The organism is Streptomyces auratus (assembly GCF_050433025.1).
In the GTDB taxonomy this organism is placed as follows: domain Bacteria; phylum Actinomycetota; class Actinomycetes; order Streptomycetales; family Streptomycetaceae; genus Streptomyces; species Streptomyces sioyaensis.
In genome coordinates, this window is the sequence record NZ_JBNGCB010000003.1 from 758,147 (window position 1) to 779,169 (window position 21,023).

Here is a 21,023-nt window from a genome sequence, read left to right on the forward strand (position 1 = left end):
ACCCCGTTACCTGGAAGCGAGGGCTCATCGAGCGGAGGAGCGCCAATGATCACCCAAGGGCAGGTCGACCGGATCCTCCAGCTGGGCGGCAATGGACTTCCGCTGGTCTCCCTCTACGTTCCGGTGGCACCGGGCCCGCCCGGCCGCCGTGAGTTCACCACCCGCGTGGCGAGCCTGCTGGACCGCATCCGGCCGCTCGCGGAGGACCGCAAACGGGAGCACGATGTGCGGATCTCGCTCCGCGACGACATCGCGAAGATCGAGAAGTCCCTCGGCGCGGAGCCCGTCGAACCGGGCACCGTCGCGGTCTTCTCCTGCAGCGGCAACGATGTCTACGAAGAGGTGTGGCTGCCGCGAAACGGCCACGAACGCATCGTGGTGGACGCCGATCCCTACGTCCGTCCGCTGCTCGGCGTGCTCGACGAGTACTACCGCACCTGCGCGGTCCTCGTGGACAAGGGCACCGCCCAGGTCTGGGAGTACTACCTGGACCAGGCCCGCGAGCTGGAGGCGATCCGCGACCGTACGCTGCGCAAGCCCAACTTCGCGGCGGGGTGGGCCGAGTACGGGGTCCGCAACAAGGCCGACGAGCTGAGCAAAAAGCACTACCGGCGGGTGGTCGGTGAGCTCAAGCAACTGTTCGGGAGCGGCGGCTACGACGTGCTCGTCGTGGGCGGCCATCCCCATGAGGTGCCGGTCTTCCTCGATTTCCTCCCCCTCGACCTGCGGAACCGGCTCGTCGGCAGCTTCACCGTCGACCGCGAGACCGCGACGTCCGCGGACATCAAGCAGAAGGTGCAGGAGCTCGTCTCCGCCCACGCACATGAGGAGCAGCGGCGGCTCGCCGACGAGATCCTGCAGACCAAGGGGGCCGGGCGGCTCGGCGCCGTCGGGCTCGACGAGACACTGTGGGCGGGGTCGCTGGCCGCGATCCGGACGCTGGCCGTGGACGGCGAGTCCGCCGCCCCGGGGGCCGTCTGCGACCAGGACAGGCTGCTTGCACGGTCGGCGGGGGCCTGCCCGCTCTGCGGGGAGCCGCTGCGGGAGGTTCCCGATGTCATCGACGAACTGACCGAGGCCGTCATCGACGACGGCGGCGAGGTCCGCCACCTCGACGTGGAAACGGAACTCCGCACCCCGCAGACCGGCGCCCTGCTGCGCTTCGCACTACCTCCGCAGCCCACCGCTACGAAGTAGTGCGCCGGCCCCCTCACCCTGTGCCCGCGACCGCGTGGCACATCGCAGCCATCGCGGCAATCTCCCACGGCAACGGCCCCTTCAGGACACCGGCCGCCCCACAACACCGGCCCCTTCACGGCACCGGCTCGCTCAAGGCACCGGCCCGCCCTCCACCACACCCGCAATCACCGTCGTCACGACCTTCTGCACGGCTCCGACCTCCGGCGGCCCCCCTTCCCCATCGGCGAAGAGCAGATGGCCCGCCCCGATCAACGTGGGAGCGAGCGTGTCGATGTCGGCGTCCGCCGCGATGCGGCCCCGTTCCCGCTCGGCGGTGAGGTAGGAGGCGACCATGGCCGTGGCTTCCGCCAGGACCGGGATGCCGGTGGGCGTGGTCCGGCGCAGTCGGGCGCGCAGTTCGTCCCGGAAGGTGACGAGGCCGACGATCCGCACGGCGACCGACTCGAACAGGGCCGTCAGCGCAGCGGTGAGGTGGCCGGCGACGGTGCCGGTCCCCGCGGAGTCGCGCAGGGCGGCGGCCTGGGCGTCGATCCGGGCGATGCGGTCGCGTACCAGCTCGGCGAGGAAATCGTCGAAATCGGCGAAGTGCCGGTGCAGGAGGCCCTTGGCGCACCCTGCCTCCGTGGTGACCGCTCGGCTGGTCAGCGCGTTCGGCCCGTCCCGGAGCAGGACGCGCTCGGCGGCGCCGAACAACTGCTCACGCGCGTCCCGCATGGCCACCCCTGTCGGCACCGTGCCACCGCCTTCCCTCGTCCCGGTCCCACCCGTTGACGAGTGGGCACTCGCCCACCATAGTGGGCGCATGCCCACTTTACCGTGCTCCGGGAATGAGCCTCATCAACACCGGCTGATGGCCGAGTCGTTCGGCTCGGACGCCGAACGCTACGACCGCGCCCGCCCCCGCTACCCCGACGCCCTGGTGGCGGCGATCGTCGCCGGCAGCCCCGGCCCCGAGGTCCTCGACGTCGGCTGCGGCACCGGCATCGCCGCCCGGCAGTTCCAGGCAGCCGGCTGCAAGGTGCTCGGGGTCGACGTCGACGCACGGATGGTCGACCTGGCGCGGCGCAGCCAACTCGCGGCAGAGGTCGCAGCGTTCGAAGCCTGGGACCCGGCCGGCCGGGACTTCGACGCCGTCATCTCCGGGCAGACCTGGCACTGGCTGGACGCGGCCGCCGCCGCGGCCAAGGCGGCGCAGGTACTGCGTTCCGGCGGCCGCCTGGCAGCGTTCTGGAACGTGGGCCAGCCCCCGTCCGACGTGGCCGAAGCCGCCGCCGCGGCCTGCCAACGAGTCATGCCCGACTCGCCGTTCAACCTCCGGACGCCGACCAAGCAAGCCCTGGACGGCTACCGACCCCTGCTCACCAAGGCCGCCGACGGAATCCGCGAGACGGGAAGGTTCAACCCCCCGGAACAGTGGCGATTCGACTGGGAGTGTTCCTACACCCGTGACGCATGGCTGGACCAACTCCCCACCCATGGCGTCTTCACTCAACTCCCACCGGACAAAATGGCAGAGGTCCTGCAGCACGTCGGCTCCACCATCGACGCACTCGGCGGCAGCTTCACGATGTCCTACGCGACGGTGACGGTCACCGCAACGCGAACGGGCGGGCCCTGACCGGGCGTCACGGTTGCCAGACTTCTCGGGAAAGCATCCGGAACGACAGCGCAGGGAGTGCCAATTTCCGTACCCTCAACGTCATGCGCACTGACGCTGCACCTGCTCCGGAACCAGGCGGACCGAAGGATGGTCGGGGGTCCCTCGTCCCGAAGAGGTGATACGGGGGGCGGCTCTTGGCCCGCGGGCAGCGCGAGGGCATGCAGGGGGGACGTACCGGCGACAGAGGAATTCGACTCCGGATGATTGCTGTACTCGAAAGGAATGCCTTGGCCGGTAGTTGCGGGGAGGGCGAGTGCGGGTAATGGCGCAAATCAACATCACCGCCACCAAGGCTCCCGTCATGCCTGAGGGGCGAGATTCCGTACTCGATGCGTACGACCTCCTCTTCAGGTGGATGGAAGAAGAGTCCCTCAAGGCTTACGAATGGTACATGGAGGAAAAGAGAAGCAAGGCTGCCGCCTCCAAGGTCCTGCGCGCTCTGTCCATCGCCGGTCTGACCCTCGGAACTGTCACCCCTGCGGTGTCGATCTTGTCCGGGGGAGCGATTCCCACCGAGTCCGGGTACGTGGTTCTTGGACTTGCTGGTGGCTTCCTCCTTCTGGACAAAGGCTTCGGCTTCTCGTCCGCCTGGGGGAGGTACATGGTCTCCGCCACCAAAATTCTGTCCGCACTGAAGGGGTGTCAAATCAGGTGGTCCATGCTGCTGGCGGACTGGCGAGGAGGTCAGCGGGATGAATCGGTTCTGATCGAAGAAGCGAGAGAGATCATTACGGGTCTCGTGGTCGCCCTGCACGAGACCTTGGAAGGCGAGACCGCCGAATGGCTGAGCGAGTTCCATCAGAACCTGGAAGGTGTGCGAGCCATGGTGGGTGAGTTACCCGGGCGCAGCATCGCCGGCTGACCCGTCCGGTGTCCCGGCGATCGCCGCGTCGCAGGGGTCAGCTCTGCGCGGTGGGACGGACGACGATCTCGCTCACATCGACAGCGGCGGGTTGTTCGATGGCGAACGCGATGGCACGGGCGATCGCGTCGGGCGGTATGGCGATGTCGTCCCGCATCTTCGTGATCTCCGCTCTGACCCGCCTGTTGGTCGATGCCTCGGCGAAGTCGGTGGCCGTCGCACCGGGCGAGACCGTGGTCACCCGCAGGGAGTCGCCGGCCTCCTGACGCAGCCCTTCGCAGATGGCCCGGACCGCGAACTTGCTGCCGGCGTAGACCGCCATGGCGGGGACGATGCGAAAGGCAGCAGTCGAGGCGGTGGTGACGAAGTGCCCGGTGCCCTGTGCGCGGAAGACCGGCAGCGCGGCGGCGATGCCGTGCAGCACACCTTTCACATTGACGTCGATCATGTGGTCCCACTCCTCGACGCGCAGATCGTCCAGAGGCGAAATCGTGCCGACTCCGGCATTGTTGACCAGGACGTCGAGCCGGCCGAAGTGCTCTTCGGCCAGCGCGACCAAGGCGTGCAGGTCGTCCCGCCGGGTCACGTCGGTGCGGATCTGCACGGCCGCGCCACCCGCCTTCTCGATCCGGGTCACCAGCGCCGCCAGACGCCGGGACCGGCGCGCGCCGAGAACGAGTTGCGCGCCGCGTTCGGCGAGCAGCAGCGCGGTCGCCTCGCCGATACCGCTGCTGGCTCCCGTAATCGCCACCACTTTGCCCTCGATTCCGGACATGAGGACTTCCTTTCCCTTTCAGCGCAGGGTCTGAAGCCCGGGCGGCGACTCGTGGAAGAGCGTCGAGCCGTTGCCCGGGGCGGCCGGACTCCCACCTGCCCATGGATTAAGGCCGTCGGCACCGCAACGGCCTGTACTCGCGTACGAGTACGCCTACGAGTACGAGTCTCCGGGAGGCTTAACCTGGTATCCAGAATGCATTTATTCTGGAACCGGGAGTTCTCCCCATGCCGCTGCAGCCGGACCGACGCCGTCAGCTGGGTGCGTTCCTGCGCAGCCGAAGAGAGCGCCTCACTCCGGACGAGGTCGGCCTGCCTCCAACCGCTCGCCGCCGGACTCCGGGGCTTCGCCGGGAGGAATTGGCACTGCTCGCCGGGATCAGCGCCACCTGGTACACGTACCTGGAGCAAGGCCGGGAGATCCGCGTCTCCGAACAGGTGCTGACCGCTCTGGCCGAGACACTGCGGCTCGACGGGCCCGAGCGCGCTCACCTTCTCCAACTCGCCGGTCACGCGGCTGCCGCTGCATCCGAGGAACGCGAGCCGCTCAAGGACGAGGTGGCAGCCGTGCCGCTGTTGCTCCAGCCGAACCCGGCGTACATCATCGGCGGCACCTATGACGTGCTCAGTCACAACCGGGCGGCCGACGAGCTGTTCCCGCGGCTCCTCGGCAACCAGGCGGAGCGGCCGGCCAACTTCGTCCGCTGGATGTTTCTCGAACCGGTGGCCCGGGACGTCGTGGTCGACTGGGAACCCGAGGCACGCGGCCTGCTCGCCCGGCTCCGGACGCAGGCCGGACGCCACCCCGCTGACCCGCGATACAGGCGGCTGATCGATGAGTTGAACGAGGCGAGCCCGGAAGCGCGGGCCTGGTGGCGCCAGCACGAGGTGCAGGCCCGGCGCGGTGGACGCAAACGGCTACGGCACCCGGCACGCGGACCGGTCGAGTACGCCTACACCGCCTTCCACCTGGCCGAACAGCCGGAACAGACGCTGGTGGTCTATGTCGAGGGCAGCGAACGGGCCGACGCTGACCCGTTCGTGCCCGGCGGATGAAGGGGAGCGCCGGTGGTAGTTCCACCGACCGCACGCCACCGCTGACCGCCGCTGCCCGCCGCCCCCATGGGGGTGACGAGCCGGGGTGCCGCAGTCGATGGCGGGGGAGGGGGCGAGCTGCGGGTGACCACCCCTCCGTCGGTGCACTGCGGGGACGCCCTTACCCGCGGCGTAGTTCGGCCTCGATGAGGTCGGCCGCGCGCCCGGTGCCGCCTTCGGCGGCCATGTCCCGCTGGATGGACGCGAGGCGGTGCTTCACTTCCGGGTCGTCGACGAGCGCGAGCACCGCGGCGCGGAGGGTGGCGGCGTCCGCCCGGTCCATCGGAACGTGGCGGGCCACGCCGAGCCCCTCCAACAGGTCCGCGTTGCCGAACTGGTCGACGGCCTGCGGGACGGCCACCATGGGCGTGGCGGTGGCCAGGCCCTCCTGGCTGCCACCCGCGCCGGCATGGGTGACGAAGGCATCAGCTTTCCGCAGGATCGCCAACTGCGGTACCCAGGTGCGCACTTCGACATTTCCGGGCACCTCCCCCAGCTCGTCGGCGGTGACGTGCTTGCCCACCTGGAGCACGAGGTGCCAGCCCGGCAGGTCACCGAACGCCTTGACGCACTCGCGATAGAAACCGGGCTGCTTGGTGAAGGACGAGCCGAGTGAGACCAGCAGCACGCGCTCGGCGTCCGCGGGCCGCTCCCAGTCGCCCTGTGCGGCGCGGTCGCCCTGGCAGGCGCCGACGAAGGAGTGCACCTCCTCGTCGACCCGGTCGGCGTTCGGTTGCAGGACCTTCGGGATGAGCACGATCGAGCGGTCGGGACGGCCGACAAACGCGTCGGGGTGCTGACTGATCGCGTTCTCCGCAAGCCAGTGGGTGAACTTCTCGTAGTACGCCCTGCCGCGCTCGGTCGCCCTGGGCTCCGCCCACATCGGCTCGGCGACCTCCTCCTCGTACCCCTGCCATGCCACGAGGTTCGGCGAGAGGGAGACCGCGGGCACGCCCCAGCGGCGAGCGAGGACGCGCGCCGGATACGAGGCGATGTCGTGCAGCACGAGGTCCGGCTCATCCCCCTGATACGCCGCGATGAGCTGCGGCAGCGCCTGGATCGCGTCGTCCAGGAACGGCTCGACGTTGTCGAGGAGCGTGCTCCCCCATGCCGACGGATCGTCGTCGGGTGAGGGCAGCGTGGTGCGGTACCGCACCGGCTCGGCGCCGGTCTCGGCAACCTTTTCCGCGAAAACGTGCGGGATCGCGTACGTGACGCGGTGCCCACGGGCGACGAGCTCGCGGATCACTTCGAGGCTCGGGTTCACGTGCCCGTGGGCGGCGATGGAGAACATGGCGATATGGGCGCGTGTAGGGGACACAGGGTTCGTCATGGCCACGAACGTAGGAGAGACGATACGTCTCGTGCAACGTATTTCGGGTACCGGCGCCGGCGGAGAGAGCTTCTGCTCGTGCTGCTACTCAGCCCAGGCCGGCGCTCGTCAGCGACAACGGCGTGTCCGTGATCAGGGGCGAAGGCCATTCACCCGTGAGGCAGATGGAGATCCCGGACGTAGCATCCCGTTGCGCTGTGCCAGTTGCGGTGGATGGCCGCAAGTGTGGTCAATTGAGAGCCACGCCGGGGATGAAGGCCACGAGACCGGAGAGGAAACTGCCGATCGCAGCCAGCGTTACGAGGGTGGCCTTGCCGTCCGTGAACAGTCCCGAGCAGAAGGCGCGGACCTGACGACGCAGGATCAGCATCTTGAGTTTCTGCCAACGGTGCTGGCGGATGTGGCAGCCCAGAAGGATTCCGGTCGCGTTGTTACGGCAGCCGTCTTCCCGCCCCCTGACGGGGGCGCCGCATGTCACCGGCGCCTGGAAGAGAGACCAGATCAGGACCAGGGCTGACAGAGCGGCGACAATCGCCGGCCCCGCTGCCCTGTTGATCCATGCGGCGACCAGCAATGCCGCCGCGATGATGCCCCACCATTGCCCCAAGCCGCCGAGCCGACCGCTTCTCGCCCCCGAAGTCGCCATGGTCTCCATGGTGACGAGACGTGTGCGATCTAGCGAGCCGCCCTGGCTTCCTGGCCGAAAAGGATCTCAAGGCGGCTGATGATCGATGTCGGACAACCCTCTGCGGCCCAGGGCAGAGCAAAGCTCCCAGGGACCACTGACGTACTGAGCCGGAAGTTACTCGTCCCCGTCCGGCGCCGGCGCCACCCCCACCGGACAGCTCACCCCCGTCCCGCCGAGCCCGTTCTGCCATGTGACCCATTGAGCCCCTCATGGCATGGACGTCAAATCCCTTCAGCGGCGGCACTTTCCGGCGTTGGAGGGAAACGGGAAGAACCAGCTGGGGACATGGATTCTGACCGGGGCGCTAGGGGGTTGTCCGCAAAGTCCCGCCTGGCTCGCGACGCCTGGCACGCACTCCCCCACGCCTTAAGGGCGCGGGCGGACCCCCATGCTGCGTTGTCGGGATCATCCACGTAGACCCACTACGAGGACGACCCTCCGCCTTGCGATCGCGCTCGGCATCCGGTGGCCCTTTCGAGGAGCCGAGACGAAGCGAGTGCAACGAGCGGAGTGCACCAGACGCCGCGAGCCCCGCCCTCCGGGCGGACGACGGGATTTAGCGGACACCCCCTAGGGCACGAGCACGAGTTTTCCGGTGGCTGCCGAGCGGTCGAGGAGTTCGTGAGCGCGACGAGCGTCGGTCAGCGGCAGGCGCTCGGCCACGACCGGGTGGATCTCGTCACGGCGAAGAAGTTCGAGCAGTACGCGGAAGTCCTCGCGGAACCAGTCCTGGTGGCGGATGCGCAGCTTCTGGATCCGGTAGGAGAGCACCCGTCGGCGGGGTGAGAGCAGGCCCCAGATCGCGACGCTCGTAGTAGCCGCGTACCACTCGATCACCGCTCGCCAATTCTTGTGCCCATGCGCGAGCGTGGCGTAGCGGCCGAAGACGACAAGTCTTCCGCCGGGCCGCAGCGCGCGGAAGGAGCGAAGCGACACCGCGCCACCGATCCCGTCGAGCGCAACGTCCACGCCATTCCCGGTCAGCTCGCGCACCCGAGCCATGAAATCCTCATTGCGGTAGTCGATCGCCACCGCGCCGAGCCGCTCCACCACGGCGCGGTCACGAGCTGAAGCGGTCCCGTAGAGGCGAAGCCCGGCCAGCGCTCCGAGTTCGAGGACCGCCGTGCCCACCCTGCCGGCCGCACCGTGCACGAGCACCGTCTCCCCTCTCTTCACCATCGCCGTGCGGTGCAGCAGCTGGTAGGCGGTCATGTAGGGAAAGACGAGGCTCACGACCTCCGCCGGATCGAGGTTCTCGGGCACCTCGACCGCGTACGCCTCCGGCACACAGACGCGCTCCGCGTCGGCGCCCCATACCGTCAGCGCTCCGACGCGGTCTCCCTCTCGCAGCCTCCAGCACCCCGGACCGAGCTCCTCGACCACGCCAACGAGCTCGTAACCGGGCGTGAAGGGCGGCTTCGGCCCGCCGAGGTACGTGCCGGCGCGCAGCTGGGCATCGGTGAACGACACACCGGCCGCCAGCACCCTGACGCACACTTCACCGGGCCCCGGGAGGGGATCGTCGTCCTCAGCCACCCTCAAAACTTCGGGCCCGCCGAAGCGGTCGACGACGACGCGCTTCATGAAGTCAGCCTACGTAGGCCGCGCCGTCCCTGCATCCGATCAGTCCCGCAGCCCTGATCACTACGGGACCGCACCCCACTGAGTGTGTGCACCTTTCGAAGCGCTGCACCGCTGCTCCGGTCTTTCTGCGGGGCACGCGGTGCCACAAGGAAGTAGAACCAGCCGCCGGCGGCGTCCATACGGCGCAGGCATCTCGGTCGGGGGCCGTTGCCGAAATCTCGGAGGAGGTGGTCATGGCTACTCCCATGGGCGTGATTCTGATCCCGTGCGTCAGCGTATCCGGCACAAGTGCTCTCCCTCCGCTCGAACGAGTGAGGGAGAGGAAGTGTGGCTCCCGCGCCTGGACTGGTTTGGCGGGAGCGTTCTACTGCTCTGTGCCTTCCGGCGCCGGTGCGATCCCCACCGGACAGCTCACCCCCGTCCCCCCGATCCCGCAGTACCCCGCCGGGTTCTTGTCCAAGTACTGCTGGTGGTACGTACTCTCTTCATGCAGTATTTCATGCGATGACAGGGGGTGGCATGACCAACGACGCTCAGTTAGTGCCGGTAGTGGCCTACGCGCGGATCTCCGCAGACCTGGCCAAGGACGGCCACGGGGTCGACGACCAGCACAAGGTGAACGACGAGACAGCGTCCGCGCTGGGGCTGAAGATCGTTCACTACTACACGGACAACGACCTCTCCGCAGCCAAGGCCGGCCTCGTGCGGCCCGACTTCGAGGCCATGCTGAGGACACTCAAGGTCGGGCACCTCCCGGACGGACAGTCGGTGCGCGGTGCGATCGTCGTGGCGGACGACCGGCTGGTGCGGCGTGTCGGTGACTATGAGCGTTTCGTGGACGCCCTGACCTACGAGGACGGGCGGGTGTACGCGGACGCCAAGGGGCTCAAGGACCTCTACAACGAAGACGTCGAGTCCATGGGGCTCTTCGGTGTGGTCATCGCGAAGGCAGAGGTCCGCAAGATCAAGCGGCGTACGCGTCGCTCGCACCGGCGGCGTGCGGAGGAGGGGATCCCGGTCGGTGGGAAACGGCCATTCGGATGGCAGGACGACAAGCTGACCCTTGAGCCTGAAGAGGCACAGCACCTCGCACAGGCCGCGCGAGACGTGATCGCGCGAAAATCCCTCCACTCCATTCTTGCCGCGTGGCGAGAGCAAGGGGTACGGACTGTCCACGGCAACGAATGGCAGAGCCGGTCGCTCAAGCTCGCGCTGTGAAACCCTCGTCTGTGTGGCTGGCGCAAGCACAACGGGGAGTTGGTGCGAGACGCTAACGGTGTCCCCGTCGTAGGCAAATGGGAAACAATCATCACGCCGAAGGAATGGATGGCTATCGACGCCCTCTTTTCCGCGCGGATCGGTCCCAACATCAAAGCGGACGGTACGGTCACGGACTACCGCACTCCTTCGCACCTCTTGACCGGAATTCTTCGGTGCGGGAAGCCCAAGGATGACGGACAGATCTGTAACGCTCCTTTGCGGGTGAGCACCAGGCTGGACCTGTCAGGCGGATATGTCTACCAGTGCCAGAGCAGATCCATGGGGGGCTGCGGTGGCAGCGCACGGAACGGCGCCAAGGTCGACGAGTACGTTACGGAAGCGGTCCTCGCGAAGCTGGAGGAACGCACCGCAGCCAAGAGCCAAGTGAGCTCTGAGTGGACCGGGCAGGAAGAGCTCGATCGCCTGATGGTCAAGCAGCGGAAGATGTTGCAGGCCTGGCAGGAGGACCAGGTCTCGGACGAGCTCTTCTTTCCTGAGAACCACAAGATGGAATCTCGTATCAAGGAGCTCCGCAAGGAGCGCACTCAGCATGCCTTGCAGGTTCAGCGCGCTTCAGCGGTCACGGAGAACATCCGAGAGCAGTGGTACTCGGGAAAGCTGGACATGGCACAGAAGCGTGCTCTCGTCCGAGAGGCCCTGCATGCCGTGATCGTTCTTCCAGTCGGCGGAGGAGGCAGACGCCCGTTCAACCCTGACCTTCTCGTCCCCAAGTGGACTGAAAGCTAGGGTTGATACGGCGAAGAGGGGCGCGATGGTTGCGCCCCTCTTCGTGTGTTCACGGAGACTTTTCTGGGTCGTGGTTCCCTCTTGACCGATGCTCTCTTCGTTCACCCTCCAAGAGATCAACTCCGAGGATTCTGGAAATGCGATGCCACCGTTCCTCACTCCACGCGGGAGCATTGGCCGCTTGCCTTCTTCCCCACTCGCGAGCGCTTAGACAGGGCACGTCAGGCCTCCCCGTCGCTCGTGCAATTCGCGCTCTGTTTCTTCCCTTGCTATTTCTCGGTTCCGGGAGAGGTCTTCGGCGACTCCTGCGGCGAGTAGCGCGGCGCCGGGTGTGTGACCGGAGCCGACGTATCGCCAATGGGCTTCCGTGATCGCGTCCGTGTCGTCGAGTTGAGTTCCGCCACGTTCGTGGTCGGCTCTCTCTGCCCGCAGAGCGGTGTACGTGGTGGAGTACGCACGGGACTTGGTGAGGATGTGGCCGCGGTAGCCGAGCGTGTGAGCCCAAGCGCGCAGCCGTAGCGGTTCGAGTTCGGGCAGGCCGCCCAGGTGCCAGCAGGCCCGTATGAGGGTGCGTACGTGTACCGACACGGGGGCTGCTGCGATGTCGTCTGGACTAGCGATCCGGTAATCGAGGCCGGCGGCTGTGTCCGTGGCTCCTTTGGTGACGTACTTGGCGACGTAGGCAGCAACTGCTTCGTCGGCCAGGCCCTCGCGGTCGCCGAAGGCGCGGAGCGGCCGGGCGTCGAGTTGGGTGCCCCAGCGCAGCTCGTGTTCTCCTACAGCCGAGCTGTAGGGGGTGCGTAGGCGTACGGCCGCCGCAGCGGTGCGGACCACGGACGAGAGCACGTCCGCCGTCGCCCAGGCCGGGGGAGGGGCATCCGTTCCGTGTGCGCCGTCGAGGCGTACCACCGCGTGGACGTGAACGGCTGCACGCTTCTGGTACTCGGCGACTTTGGCGTAGGAGATACGAAGGCTGCGGCGCAGACCGGTGCGGGTGCGGCCGGTGTAGGCGGCGAGGTGGTTGTAGAGGTTGTCGGTGAATGCCTTCCACAGTCGTCCGGCGTTCGCGTGCCACAGGACGTGCGCCGGGTAGTCGTAGCAGTCGGGGCACAGTGGTTGCCCGTTGAGCGGGTCAGCCAGGTCGTGGATGGCCGGACAGCCGAGGGATCGGCCGTGCTCACACTGGCCGGCGTCCCGGCGCGGTCGGCATCGTCGACGGTCCGTGGTGGCGTGATGGACGGGGCCAAAGCCGGGCGCCGTGAGCGTGATGAACAGCCGGGGCCGGGCGCGCACATCAGAGGTGATGGTCTTGCCGCCGACGAGTCCGGCTCGCACGAGGTGGAAGGTGTCGCCGGCATGGAGGCGGGAGCAGGGAGCGCAGACAGTTTGGCGCCGATTGCGGCAGCGGATCATGAGCCGTTCGCCAGGTTCGTCGCGGGTGTCGTAGCGGTGCAGGACCTCGCCGGTTACAGCATCGCGGGTGGTGGTGGAGCCAGTGAGGTGGATCGGGTGGGCGCAGCCGCCTGTAGCTGTTAGTTGCTCCAGCCAGCGTCCGAACCGGGGGTCTTGGACGAGGTGGATCAGGTCTTGGTCGACTTCGGAGAGCTGACGCAGGCGCGCCGAGCGGTCGAGCACGGCGCGTCTGTCAGCCGAGGGGTTCTGGGCGGTGATGGTGGGGACCTCCCGGGGTGGGCCGCCGTAGCGGCATGGATGGATGGGGTTGGGTCGGATGCGTCCATGGCGATCACTCCCGGTGGGTTGGTGTGTGGTTTAGCGGATGGTGCCGGTGCCGCGGCAGCAGCGGCAGCGTCGCCTGTGGCCGGTGCGGGTCTTGGCGGAGCGCTCGCCCTTGCAGATGGGGCAGCGGACTCGACGCATGGGCACGGTGAGGTCCTCCCTGGTCTCTAGGTGTGGCTGACGCCGGTCAGGAGCCAGTGCACGAGGCCGTTCGCGGCGAAGATGAATGGCGTCTGGCCGAGGTACATGCCGAACAGGGCGATCAGTGCGGCTTCCCACCACCGCACCTCGCGGGAGCGGATGAGGAGCACGGTGGCCAGTCCGAAGACCAGCAACAGCGGAAGAGCTGCCGATTCGCTCATGCGCCCGCACCGCCTTCCGCTGCACTCGCCAGACACGGGAGGTCCGGCGTCATGTCGGCGAACTCTGCTGCGGCCGCTTGCACTTCAGCGGACGTGGTGAGTCGGGACCGGCTGCGCATCCAGGCGCCCATGTCGCCGACGGTCACCGCGACGCCCTGTTCTGCCTCTCCGATCGACTGGGCGACCGCCACGGCGTCCTTGTTGAGGTCGCCGAGCGTCATCTCCGCCGTTCCCGGGTCGTTGACGCGATGGCAGATCCGGCCGCTCAGCTGGGCACGCAGGGCAGTGACTCCGGGCCCGAGGTCGGAGCCGACGCGTTGGCCGGCCACGACCAGGTGGACGCCGAGGGCCGCACCGAGCTGAGCCAACCGCAGGAGGTAGGTCGAGCACTGCTCAGCTTCCGCCCGCTGTTCTTTGCCGCCGTTGGTCAGGTAGAGCTCGGCCAGCTCATCGACGATCACGACCACCGGCACCGGCCGCTCCTTCTCCGCCAGGTCCCAGATTGACCGGGCGCTCGCCGCACGGCACAGCCGCATGCGGTCCTGCATGTCGGTGACCAGCGCGCCCAGGACGATGACGGCTTCCACACGGCAGGTGGCCAGGGCGGAGAGCCGTTGGGCGACCAGGCCGAGTTCCATGCCGCCCTTGCAGTCGATGCCGACCAGGGCGACCGGTTGCGGGGCGAGTTGGGTGATCAGCCGTGCGATGAGCGTCGACTTGCCGGACTGGGTGGCCCCGACGATGAGCCAGTGCGGCACCCGCCGAAAGTCCATCACCCACGCACGGCCTGTCTCCAGCGCACCGGCCACCGCTGACAGAAGCGCTGCGGGCTCCGGCCCAGTAGGGCTGCCGGGGTGCTCCAGTGGGTCGCTGGCGGTGGCGGTGATCAGTACGGCGCCGCGCTCCGGTGAGATGACGCGTACGGCGTGCATGCGCCAGGCGTGCGCGAGGGCATCGGCCGCTGCCAGGAACGGGGTTGGGGTCTGCCCGGCACGTAAGCGCACCAGGAGCTCCAGACCGTTCGGGGTGGAGCGGGGGAACGAGATCCGCGGGGCACGGGGGCGCAGCGGATCGCCCTTGACCGCCAGATCCCCCAGAACGCGACGCGTGGGCTTGCGGGAGACGGTGAGGCCGTTGAGGTAGGCCACTTTGGACCAGGTGAACACCACGCGCAGAGCAGTGCGCGGGTAGCCCGTGAGGTACCAGTGCCACTCCGGCCGGCGCTGCCGCAGCTCCTTGCCGATGACCAGGAGCCACGCCAGTAACGCGAGGGCGAACGCGAGCAGTGTCGGCCTCATCAGGCACCACCCGCCTTCCCATTGGACGCTGCGGCCGGCGTGCCGGCGGGCGGTACGGGGGTGATGGCTGCGGCGCGGAAGCTGATCCCGTGCCGGTCGCCCATCCCCCAGGCGAAGGCATCCAGGCCGGTCACGCGGACCTCCGCCCCCTCGACGATGCCTTTGGGCTCTCCGGTGACAGCGATCTCGATCACCGAGACCCGACGCCCTTCCTGGCGGACCGTCACAGCGACGGAGTAGATGGTGTTGCCGTCCCGGTCCTTCTTGACCTCCTTGGTTTCGAAATCCGCGATCTTCGGTTCAGGCCCGACCGCGCACCGCAGTACGCCCAGCCGGGAGGTGTCCACAGGGATGGACTGCATGGGTGGGGGCCTCCTTGGCCACTCCGACGCCAAGACATCACATGACGTCACTCGTGCTTACGAGTTGAGAGTGACATGGGTTGACCAAAGAAGGCAAGCACTTATGCTTACGAGTGACGTCATCTCACGTCAGGACCGCACACACAGGTGATGAGGAGAGCCCGGCATGGGAGAGATCCAGCGTCCCGGCGCGCTGTACCAGCAGGTTGCCGCCGAGATCCGCAGCGGCATCACCGCAGGCGAGTACAAGCCCGGAGCCCCGCTCCCCTCCGAATCCCAGCTCATCGACCGCTACCAGGTCAGCCGCCCGACCGTGCGCAAGGCCATCGCCGCACTGCGCGCGGAAGGGCTGATCGAGGTCATCCACGGCAAGGGCAGCTACGTACGAGCCGTCCCCGCCCCCGCGGTCACCATCGAGCGGACCATCACCCGCAGCGGCAAGACTTTCCGCACCGGCCACCAGGCGTGGCACGAAGTCGAGGCGCCGACCGTCTACCGCACCACGACCACGGCAACCACCGGCCCGCTGCTCGGACTCGACGAGGGCGAGGCTCTGTTCGCCGTCGACCGGCTGCTGTCCGACCCCCACGCCGAGACCCGCGCTCTGCACCGCGTGCTCATCCCGTTCGCCACCGCGACCAACGAGGCCGAACAGCTCGGCGAAGCCCCGGACACAGAGCTGGAGCAGATCTACGCCATCCTCACCGGAGCAGGCCACAAGCTCACCTGGGACGAGACCGTCAGCGCCCGCATGCCCCTGCCCGACGAGCGCGCCACACTGCAAATCCCCGACGCGACCCCGATCGTCCACGCCACCCGCGTCACCCTCGGCACCGACCAACGCCCGCTGATCCTCGAAGAACTCCGCGCCGGCGCCGACCGCACCCAACTCGCCTACCGCATCACTGCCGACAGTCCCCGCGCACTCCGCGTCGTCTGAGCCCCCGCTCCGGCCAACTGTCGAAAACTGTCTTTACTTACTCAAGGCGGCTCGCTCGCGCTCGCCGCGCGCGGCCCGGCCCCCGGCCGGGCCTGCGCTCCTGTCTCCGCCCCGCTCCAGCCCGGCCGGCGCCCGCACCGCGCATCGGTGGACGAGCCGGGAACTATGAGTCGAGTACCGCACGCAGGCTGGTCAAGGTCAGAACGGCGCCTCCGGCGGGGGACCGGCTGGCACCGGGATGGAGGGGGCGCCGTCGCCGACTGCGAGTCCGTTGGGGGCGTGCGTGGGGAGCTCCCTTCCCGCCCACCGCCGACCCAGGCAGAGCCGAGCAGCCGCGGCCCAGGGCGTCAAGGTCGTTCGTACAGTGGCGCGCTCCACCTTGACGCCCTGAACCACGCCCGCTCCACGGTGTGTGGGTCGACGGCGGACGGGATGGGAGCTGGGGCGAGTAGTGGTTGAGGTGAGCAAGAAGCGGTCTGGGAGCTGGTCCCGACAGCAGTAATCAGGAATACATCGTCACCACTGGCCTGCTGGCTTATGGATTCAGCCGACGTCATCACTCCGCAAATCGAATATCGAATGATCAACTCCCTCTCAACGAAAGGTGCGGAGCGGTCAACCACGGTCCGTTGCCCATTGCTGGTGTGGGCGAGGAACTGGCCGGGTGGGGTCTGTCGTCTGTGGTGATGCGCCGCTACGCGCACGCGGTGTCGTGAGTTTAGAGAGGAATTCGGGTGGCTGAGGAGATCGGGATTGCGGAGGCTGTTGCACATCTGCGGGCGGAGCTGATGGCTGCGGCGGCCGGTGGTGGTGCCGGTCCGCGGTTCGAAGTGGGGCCGGTGGAGCTGGAGTTCTCGGTGGAGATGCGCAGGGAGGGCAAGGGCAAGGCGGGGGTGAAGGCGTGGGTGGTGTCGGCGGATGCGGAGGCGTCGGTGTCGAAGGCGTCGGTGCACCGGGTGAAGTTGGTGCTGACGCCGAAGGACACGGCAACGAACGGCTCGTATCACGTGAATACTGAACGGCCGGACGCGGCGGGTGACATGCTCGGGTCTCGCTTCGGCGAGTGACCCAGAACGGTGCCTCGCGCGGTGCGGGCGCACGCGCTGGATGCGCCCATGGCCATTAAGTACGGGCGAAGGGGGCCGGGGTGGACGGGTCTCGGGTGGTGGTGGTGCGCTCCGGGAGCGCCGAGGGGTCGGGTTATGTACTGAGTGAGCGGCTGGTGCTGACCGCGGCGCACGTGCTCAAGGTCCGTGACCAGGTGTCGGTGCTGTTGCCCGGCCGACAGGGGCGTGTGGTGTGCCGGGTGGTGTGGGACCGGTTGGAGGAGGGCTCGCAGGGCTGGGACGCGGCACTGCTGCTGGCCGGAGAACCCCTCTCGGAAAGGGCGTTGCCGCCGGTGCGGTGGGGCCGGTTGGTGACCATGCAGGCGTGCCCGGCCCAGGCGATTGGCTACCCGGTCGTGGGCCAGGCCGGCGCGGACGCGGTGACGCGGGTGCACCGCGACGGGCGGGTGCTGCCCGAGAGCGGCCGGGACCGTGACCGGTACATCCTTGCAGGGGATGCGGGTGCCGAAACCCGCGCTGATGGCCTCTCGCCCTGGAGCGGGATGTCTGGGGCCGCCCTGTGGTGTGGCAGCACACCGGGGATGCCGCCGCTGCTGACCGGGGTGGTGGCCGGAGACCCGCCCGGTCTGAACCACACCCGACTGGAGGCGGTGCCCGCCTACGTGCTGGCCTCCGATCCGGTGTTCCAATCTCTGATCGAGGAGCACACCGGGCGGGCGCTGCTGCTGGAGCCGGCCGACCTGCAACACGTCACCGACCGCACCGCACACCCCCGCCCGCCCCGCTCACCGGCCGACCTGCTGCGCCCCGAACAAGCCGTTGTCTCCTTCATGGGACGCAAGGAACTGCTGGAGGACCTGGCCCACTGGTGCCAGGATGCATCGGAGCAGGCCCAGCCCGGTTCTGGTAGCGAGACGACGTCCGGCACCTGGCTGTGGGACGGGGGCCCGGTACAGGCGCGGCTGCTGACCGGTGGCGGCGGTGCGGGCAAGACCCGGCTCGCCACCGAACTCTGCACCCGTATGACCGGACGTGGCTGGACCGCAATCCGGCTGACCACCGACACCAGCACACCCCTGGACGCCCTGACCCAGGTACGTCGGCCGCTGCTGATCGTCGCCGACTACGCCGAAACACGCATCCCCCAGCTCCATGTCCTGCTCGATGCCGTCGACCACGACCAGGCTCACGCCCCCGTGCGCATCCTGGCCCTGGCCCGCGCCGCGGGCGACTGGTGGACCCGGGCTACCGCACATCCGCACAGCCAGGCCCTGGCCGCCGCGACCGTCACACCCATCCCTGCCCTGCACCACACCCCCCACGACCGCACCACCGCCTACCAGCAGGCTCTGGGCGACTTCGCCACCCGGCTGTGCCGCATGGCACCCGGCACCGGCTGGACGGCCCTTGTCCCCGCACTCACCACTCCGGGCGCTCTGCCTGCCTTGGGGCGGGCCGAGTTCGACACGCCTCTGTCGGTGCAGATGGCCGCTCTGCTCGCACTGCTGGACGTCACCGGCCTCCCCCAGCCCACCACTCAGCAAGCCACCACGCTGGAAGGCCGGCTTCTGGGGCATGAGCAGAAGTACTGGGACGAGACTGCCGCCAGGCCCGAGCGGGGCTTGTCCGGGGATCGCAGCGGCAGTGAGACCCGGGCACTCGCCGTCGCCCTGGCTTGCCTCACCCCCGCCACCGACCGTGACCACGCCCGTGCCCTCCTGGCCCAGCTTCCTGGCCTGGCCGACGAGAGTGCCGCTGCGGTCCGGGGCGCCCTGGCCACCTGGCTCAGTGACCTCTACCCCACGCCGGCCGGTTCGCTCTGGGGAAGTCTCCAGCCCGACCGAATCGCCGAGTACCACGTCGGCACCGAGGCCCGCCGCGAACCCGCCCTCTTCACCCGCATCTTGGCGACCCTGCCCGAGGAAGACGCCGCCCAGGCCCTGACCGTCCTGGCACGCACCGCCCAGCACGCCCACCACCACGAAACCGTCAGCAGCATCCTCCAGGACGCCATCACCACAGCCCCGAACCGGCTGGGACCGGCAGCCCTGACCACAGCAACCCTCACACCCCACCCCGCCCCGCTGATCACCGCACTGACGCACCTGACCGACACCACTCACGACATCGACCTCATGCACCAGCTCAGCGACCGGCTACCGCATTCCACCCTTGCCCTCAGCGAATGGGCCGCCGTCCTGAGCACAGCCCTGGTCGAGCATCACGACACACCTGCCCCCGACCCTCCCAGCCTCGCCCGCTCGCTGAACAACCAGTCCAACTGCTTGGCGGCTCTGGGTCGGCGGGAGGAGGCCCTGGCCGCGATCAACCGCGCCGTCGGCACGTACCAGGGCTTGGCCGGTCAACGGCCCGATGCCTTCCTCCCCTATCTCGCCACGGCACTGAGCAACCAGTCCAACTGCTTGGCGGCTCTGGGTCGGCGGGAGGAGGCCCTGGCCGCGATCAACCGCGCCGTCGAGATCCGCGAAGCCCTGGCCGACCAACGGCCCGATGCCTTCCTCCCCAACCTCGCCACGGCACTGAGCAACCAGTCCAACCGCTTGGCGGCTCTGGGTCGGCGGGAGGAGGCCCTGGCCGCGATCAACCGCGCCGTCGAGATCCGCGAAGCCCTGGCCAACCAACGGCCCGATGCCTTCCTCCCCAACCTCGCCGGCTCGCTGAACAACCAGTCCAACTGCTTGGCGGCTCTGGGTCGGCGGGAGGAGGCCCTGGCCGCGATCAACCGCGCCGTCGAGATCCGCGAAGCCCTGGCCGACCAACGGCCCGACGCCTTCCTCCCCAACCTCGCCGGCTCACTGAACAACCAGTCCAACCGCTTGGCGGCTCTGGGTCGGCAGGAGGAGGCCCTGACCGCGATCAACCGCGCCGTCGAGATCCGCGAAGCCCTGGCCGACCAACGACCCGACGCCTTCCTCCCCGACCTCGCCGCGGCACTGAGCAACCAGTCCGTCCGCTTGGCGGCTCTGGGTCGGCGGGAGGAGGCCCTGGCCGCGATCAACCGCGCCGTCGAGATCCGCGAAGCCCTGGCCGACCAACGACCCGACGCCTTCCTCCCTGACCTCGCCGGCTCGCTGAACAACCAGTCCGGTCGCTTGGCGGCTCTGGGTCGGCGGGAGGAGGCCCTGGCCGCGATCAACCGTGCCGTCGAGATCCGCGAAGCCCTGGCCGACCAACGACCCGACGCCTTCCTCCCCGACCTCGCGAGCTCGCTGAACAACCAGTCCGTCCGCTTGGCGGCTCTGGGTCGGCGGGAGGAGGCCCTGGCCGCGATCAACCGTGCCGTCGAGATCGACGAAGCCCTGGCCGGTCAACGGCCCGGCACCTTCCTCCCTGACCTCGCGAGCTCGCTGAGCAACCAGTCCAACTGCCTGGCGGATCTAGGGCAACGGGAGGAGGCCCTGGCCGCGATCAACCGCGCCGTCGAGATCCGCGAAGCCCTGGCCGACCAACGACCCGACGCCTTCCTCCCCAACCTCGCCGGCTCGCTGAGCAACCAGTCCAACTGCTTGGCGGCTCTGGGTCGGCGGGAGGAGGCCCTGGCCGCGATCAACCGCGCCGTCGGCACGTACCAGGGCTTGGCCGGTCAACGGCCCGGCGCCTTCCTCCCTGACCTCGCCGGCTCGCTGAGCAACCAGTCCAACTGCCTGGCGGATCTAGGGCAACGGGAGGAGGCCCTGACCGCGATCAACCGCGCCGTCGAGATCCGCGAAGCCCTGGCCGACCAACGACCCGACGCCTTCCTCCCCGACCTCGCCGGCTCGCTGAGCAACCAGTCCAACTGCTTGGCGGCTCTGGGTCGGCGGGAGGAGGCCCTGGCCGCGATCAACCGCGCCGTCGAGATCCGCGAAGCCCTGGCCGACCAACGACCCGACCTATTCGCGGACGACTTGCAGGCAGCCGTCCAGCAGCGTCACCTCTTAAGGCAGAACACCTGATCACGAGATAGCGTGGGCTCTCTGTGTTGCTGTACAGCACCGCAGTACAGCAATCTCAGCGACTGTTGGCGCCCCACATTGCCCCTCACGACGCTCCC

17 protein-coding genes and 2 pseudogenes are annotated in these 21,023 nt (G+C 68.5%); 9 read left to right on the top strand and 10 right to left on the bottom strand.

What is annotated here, in order from left to right:
* The first annotated feature begins 45 nt into the window (after positions 1-45).
* The gene (locus BKA18_RS22995) at positions 46-1,197 is read left to right on the top strand and encodes a baeRF10 domain-containing protein (RefSeq protein WP_366044380.1); all 1,152 of its coding nucleotides are present in this window, start codon (positions 46-48) and stop codon (positions 1,195-1,197) included.
* 132 nt (positions 1,198-1,329) lie between these two features.
* Here BKA18_RS22995 and BKA18_RS23000 read toward each other — a convergent pair whose 3' ends face one another.
* Complete coding sequence (locus BKA18_RS23000) at positions 1,330-1,932, bottom strand: TetR/AcrR family transcriptional regulator (RefSeq protein WP_366044379.1); 603 nt, start codon at positions 1,930-1,932, stop codon at positions 1,330-1,332.
* A gap of 118 nt (positions 1,933-2,050) precedes the next feature.
* Between BKA18_RS23000 and BKA18_RS23005 the strand changes: the two genes are divergently transcribed.
* Positions 2,051-2,818: a class I SAM-dependent methyltransferase gene (locus tag BKA18_RS23005; protein WP_366044378.1), complete on the top strand. Its 768-nt coding sequence runs from the start codon at positions 2,051-2,053 to the stop codon at positions 2,816-2,818.
* 304 nt (positions 2,819-3,122) lie between these two features.
* A complete protein-coding gene (locus BKA18_RS23010; protein ID WP_006603515.1) occupies positions 3,123-3,722 on the top strand; it encodes an SLATT domain-containing protein in 600 nt (199 codons plus the stop codon).
* A 37-nt stretch (positions 3,723-3,759) separates the two neighbouring features.
* Here BKA18_RS23010 and BKA18_RS23015 read toward each other — a convergent pair whose 3' ends face one another.
* Positions 3,760-4,497, bottom strand: coding sequence for an SDR family oxidoreductase (locus tag BKA18_RS23015; RefSeq protein ID WP_366044377.1), 738 nt, complete (start codon positions 4,495-4,497; stop codon positions 3,760-3,762).
* A gap of 227 nt (positions 4,498-4,724) precedes the next feature.
* Here BKA18_RS23015 and BKA18_RS23020 point away from each other — a divergent pair, with 227 nt between their 5' ends.
* On the top strand, positions 4,725-5,552 hold the full coding sequence (locus BKA18_RS23020; protein ID WP_366044376.1) for a helix-turn-helix transcriptional regulator: 828 nt from the start codon (positions 4,725-4,727) through the stop codon (positions 5,550-5,552).
* Positions 5,553-5,712: 160 nt separating this feature from the next.
* On the opposite strand, the pseudogene mgt reads toward BKA18_RS23020, so the two are convergent.
* The 4 genes and pseudogenes from mgt to BKA18_RS23040 form a co-directional block, all read right to left on the bottom strand.
* Positions 5,713-6,961, bottom strand: a pseudogene (gene mgt / locus BKA18_RS23025) (macrolide-inactivating glycosyltransferase).
* A 192-nt stretch (positions 6,962-7,153) separates the two neighbouring features.
* Entirely contained in the window at positions 7,154-7,570 is a 417-nt protein-coding gene (locus BKA18_RS23030) for a hypothetical protein (RefSeq protein ID WP_366044375.1), read from the bottom strand.
* A 612-nt stretch (positions 7,571-8,182) separates the two neighbouring features.
* Positions 8,183-9,196 (bottom strand): medium chain dehydrogenase/reductase family protein, encoded by a 1,014-nt coding sequence (locus tag BKA18_RS23035; RefSeq protein ID WP_366044374.1) that lies wholly within the window; start codon positions 9,194-9,196, stop codon positions 8,183-8,185.
* 364 nt (positions 9,197-9,560) lie between these two features.
* Positions 9,561-9,671 (bottom strand): annotated as a pseudogene (locus BKA18_RS23040) (peptide-methionine (S)-S-oxide reductase MsrA); the annotation flags it as partial.
* A 44-nt stretch (positions 9,672-9,715) separates the two neighbouring features.
* Here BKA18_RS23040 and BKA18_RS23045 point away from each other — a divergent pair.
* Together BKA18_RS23045 and BKA18_RS23050 are read left to right on the top strand one after the other, a co-directional pair.
* Positions 9,716-10,414, top strand: coding sequence for a recombinase family protein (locus tag BKA18_RS23045; RefSeq protein WP_366044373.1), 699 nt, complete (start codon positions 9,716-9,718; stop codon positions 10,412-10,414).
* 108 nt (positions 10,415-10,522) lie between these two features.
* Entirely contained in the window at positions 10,523-11,203 is a 681-nt protein-coding gene (locus BKA18_RS23050; RefSeq protein WP_366044372.1) for a recombinase zinc ribbon domain-containing protein, read from the top strand.
* A 207-nt stretch (positions 11,204-11,410) separates the two neighbouring features.
* On the opposite strand, the gene BKA18_RS23055 is transcribed toward BKA18_RS23050, so the two are convergent.
* From BKA18_RS23055 to BKA18_RS23070, 4 genes are all read right to left on the bottom strand, one after another.
* On the bottom strand, positions 11,411-12,838 hold the full coding sequence (locus BKA18_RS23055; protein WP_366044371.1) for a replication initiator: 1,428 nt from the start codon (positions 12,836-12,838) through the stop codon (positions 11,411-11,413).
* A gap of 269 nt (positions 12,839-13,107) precedes the next feature.
* Complete coding sequence (locus BKA18_RS23060) at positions 13,108-13,302, bottom strand: hypothetical protein (protein ID WP_358451002.1); 195 nt, start codon at positions 13,300-13,302, stop codon at positions 13,108-13,110.
* Entirely contained in the window at positions 13,299-14,600 is a 1,302-nt protein-coding gene (locus BKA18_RS23065) for an FtsK/SpoIIIE domain-containing protein (RefSeq protein ID WP_366044370.1), read from the bottom strand. The genes BKA18_RS23060 and BKA18_RS23065 overlap by 4 nt, the downstream gene beginning before the upstream one ends.
* Entirely contained in the window at positions 14,600-14,962 is a 363-nt protein-coding gene (locus BKA18_RS23070; RefSeq protein WP_366044369.1) for an SCO3933 family regulatory protein, read from the bottom strand. Before BKA18_RS23070 ends, BKA18_RS23065 begins: the two co-directional genes overlap by 1 nt.
* 166 nt (positions 14,963-15,128) lie before the next feature.
* Between BKA18_RS23070 and BKA18_RS23075 the strand changes: the two genes are divergently transcribed.
* From BKA18_RS23075 to BKA18_RS23085, 3 genes are all read left to right on the top strand, one after another.
* Positions 15,129-15,902 carry a GntR family transcriptional regulator gene (locus BKA18_RS23075; RefSeq protein WP_366044368.1) on the top strand — a complete coding sequence of 258 codons (774 nt, stop codon included), beginning with the start codon at positions 15,129-15,131 and terminating at the stop codon, positions 15,900-15,902.
* A 734-nt stretch (positions 15,903-16,636) separates the two neighbouring features.
* Entirely contained in the window at positions 16,637-16,969 is a 333-nt protein-coding gene (locus BKA18_RS23080; RefSeq protein ID WP_366044367.1) for a trypco2 family protein, read from the top strand.
* An 80-nt stretch (positions 16,970-17,049) separates the two neighbouring features.
* Positions 17,050-20,925, top strand: coding sequence for a tetratricopeptide repeat protein (locus BKA18_RS23085; RefSeq protein WP_366044366.1), 3,876 nt, complete (start codon positions 17,050-17,052; stop codon positions 20,923-20,925).
* The last annotated feature ends 98 nt before the right edge of the window (positions 20,926-21,023 follow it).

Coding starts and splice junctions, on each gene's coding strand:
- BKA18_RS22995 (WP_366044380.1), top strand. CDS start 46: ATGATCACCCAAGGGCAGGTCGACCGGATCCTCCAGCTGGGCGGCAAT.
- BKA18_RS23005 (WP_366044378.1), top strand. CDS start 2,051: ATGGCCGAGTCGTTCGGCTCGGACGCCGAACGCTACGACCGCGCCCGC.
- BKA18_RS23010 (WP_006603515.1), top strand. CDS start 3,123: ATGGCGCAAATCAACATCACCGCCACCAAGGCTCCCGTCATGCCTGAG.
- BKA18_RS23015 (WP_366044377.1), bottom strand. CDS start 4,497: ATGTCCGGAATCGAGGGCAAAGTGGTGGCGATTACGGGAGCCAGCAGC.
- BKA18_RS23020 (WP_366044376.1), top strand. CDS start 4,725: ATGCCGCTGCAGCCGGACCGACGCCGTCAGCTGGGTGCGTTCCTGCGC.
- BKA18_RS23030 (WP_366044375.1), bottom strand. CDS start 7,570: ATGGCGACTTCGGGGGCGAGAAGCGGTCGGCTCGGCGGCTTGGGGCAA.
- BKA18_RS23035 (WP_366044374.1), bottom strand. CDS start 9,196: ATGAAGCGCGTCGTCGTCGACCGCTTCGGCGGGCCCGAAGTTTTGAGG.
- BKA18_RS23045 (WP_366044373.1), top strand. CDS start 9,716: ATGACCAACGACGCTCAGTTAGTGCCGGTAGTGGCCTACGCGCGGATC.
- BKA18_RS23050 (WP_366044372.1), top strand. CDS start 10,523: ATGGCTATCGACGCCCTCTTTTCCGCGCGGATCGGTCCCAACATCAAA.
- BKA18_RS23060 (WP_358451002.1), bottom strand. CDS start 13,302: ATGAGCGAATCGGCAGCTCTTCCGCTGTTGCTGGTCTTCGGACTGGCC.
- BKA18_RS23065 (WP_366044370.1), bottom strand. CDS start 14,600: ATGAGGCCGACACTGCTCGCGTTCGCCCTCGCGTTACTGGCGTGGCTC.
- BKA18_RS23070 (WP_366044369.1), bottom strand. CDS start 14,962: ATGCAGTCCATCCCTGTGGACACCTCCCGGCTGGGCGTACTGCGGTGC.
- BKA18_RS23075 (WP_366044368.1), top strand. CDS start 15,129: ATGGGAGAGATCCAGCGTCCCGGCGCGCTGTACCAGCAGGTTGCCGCC.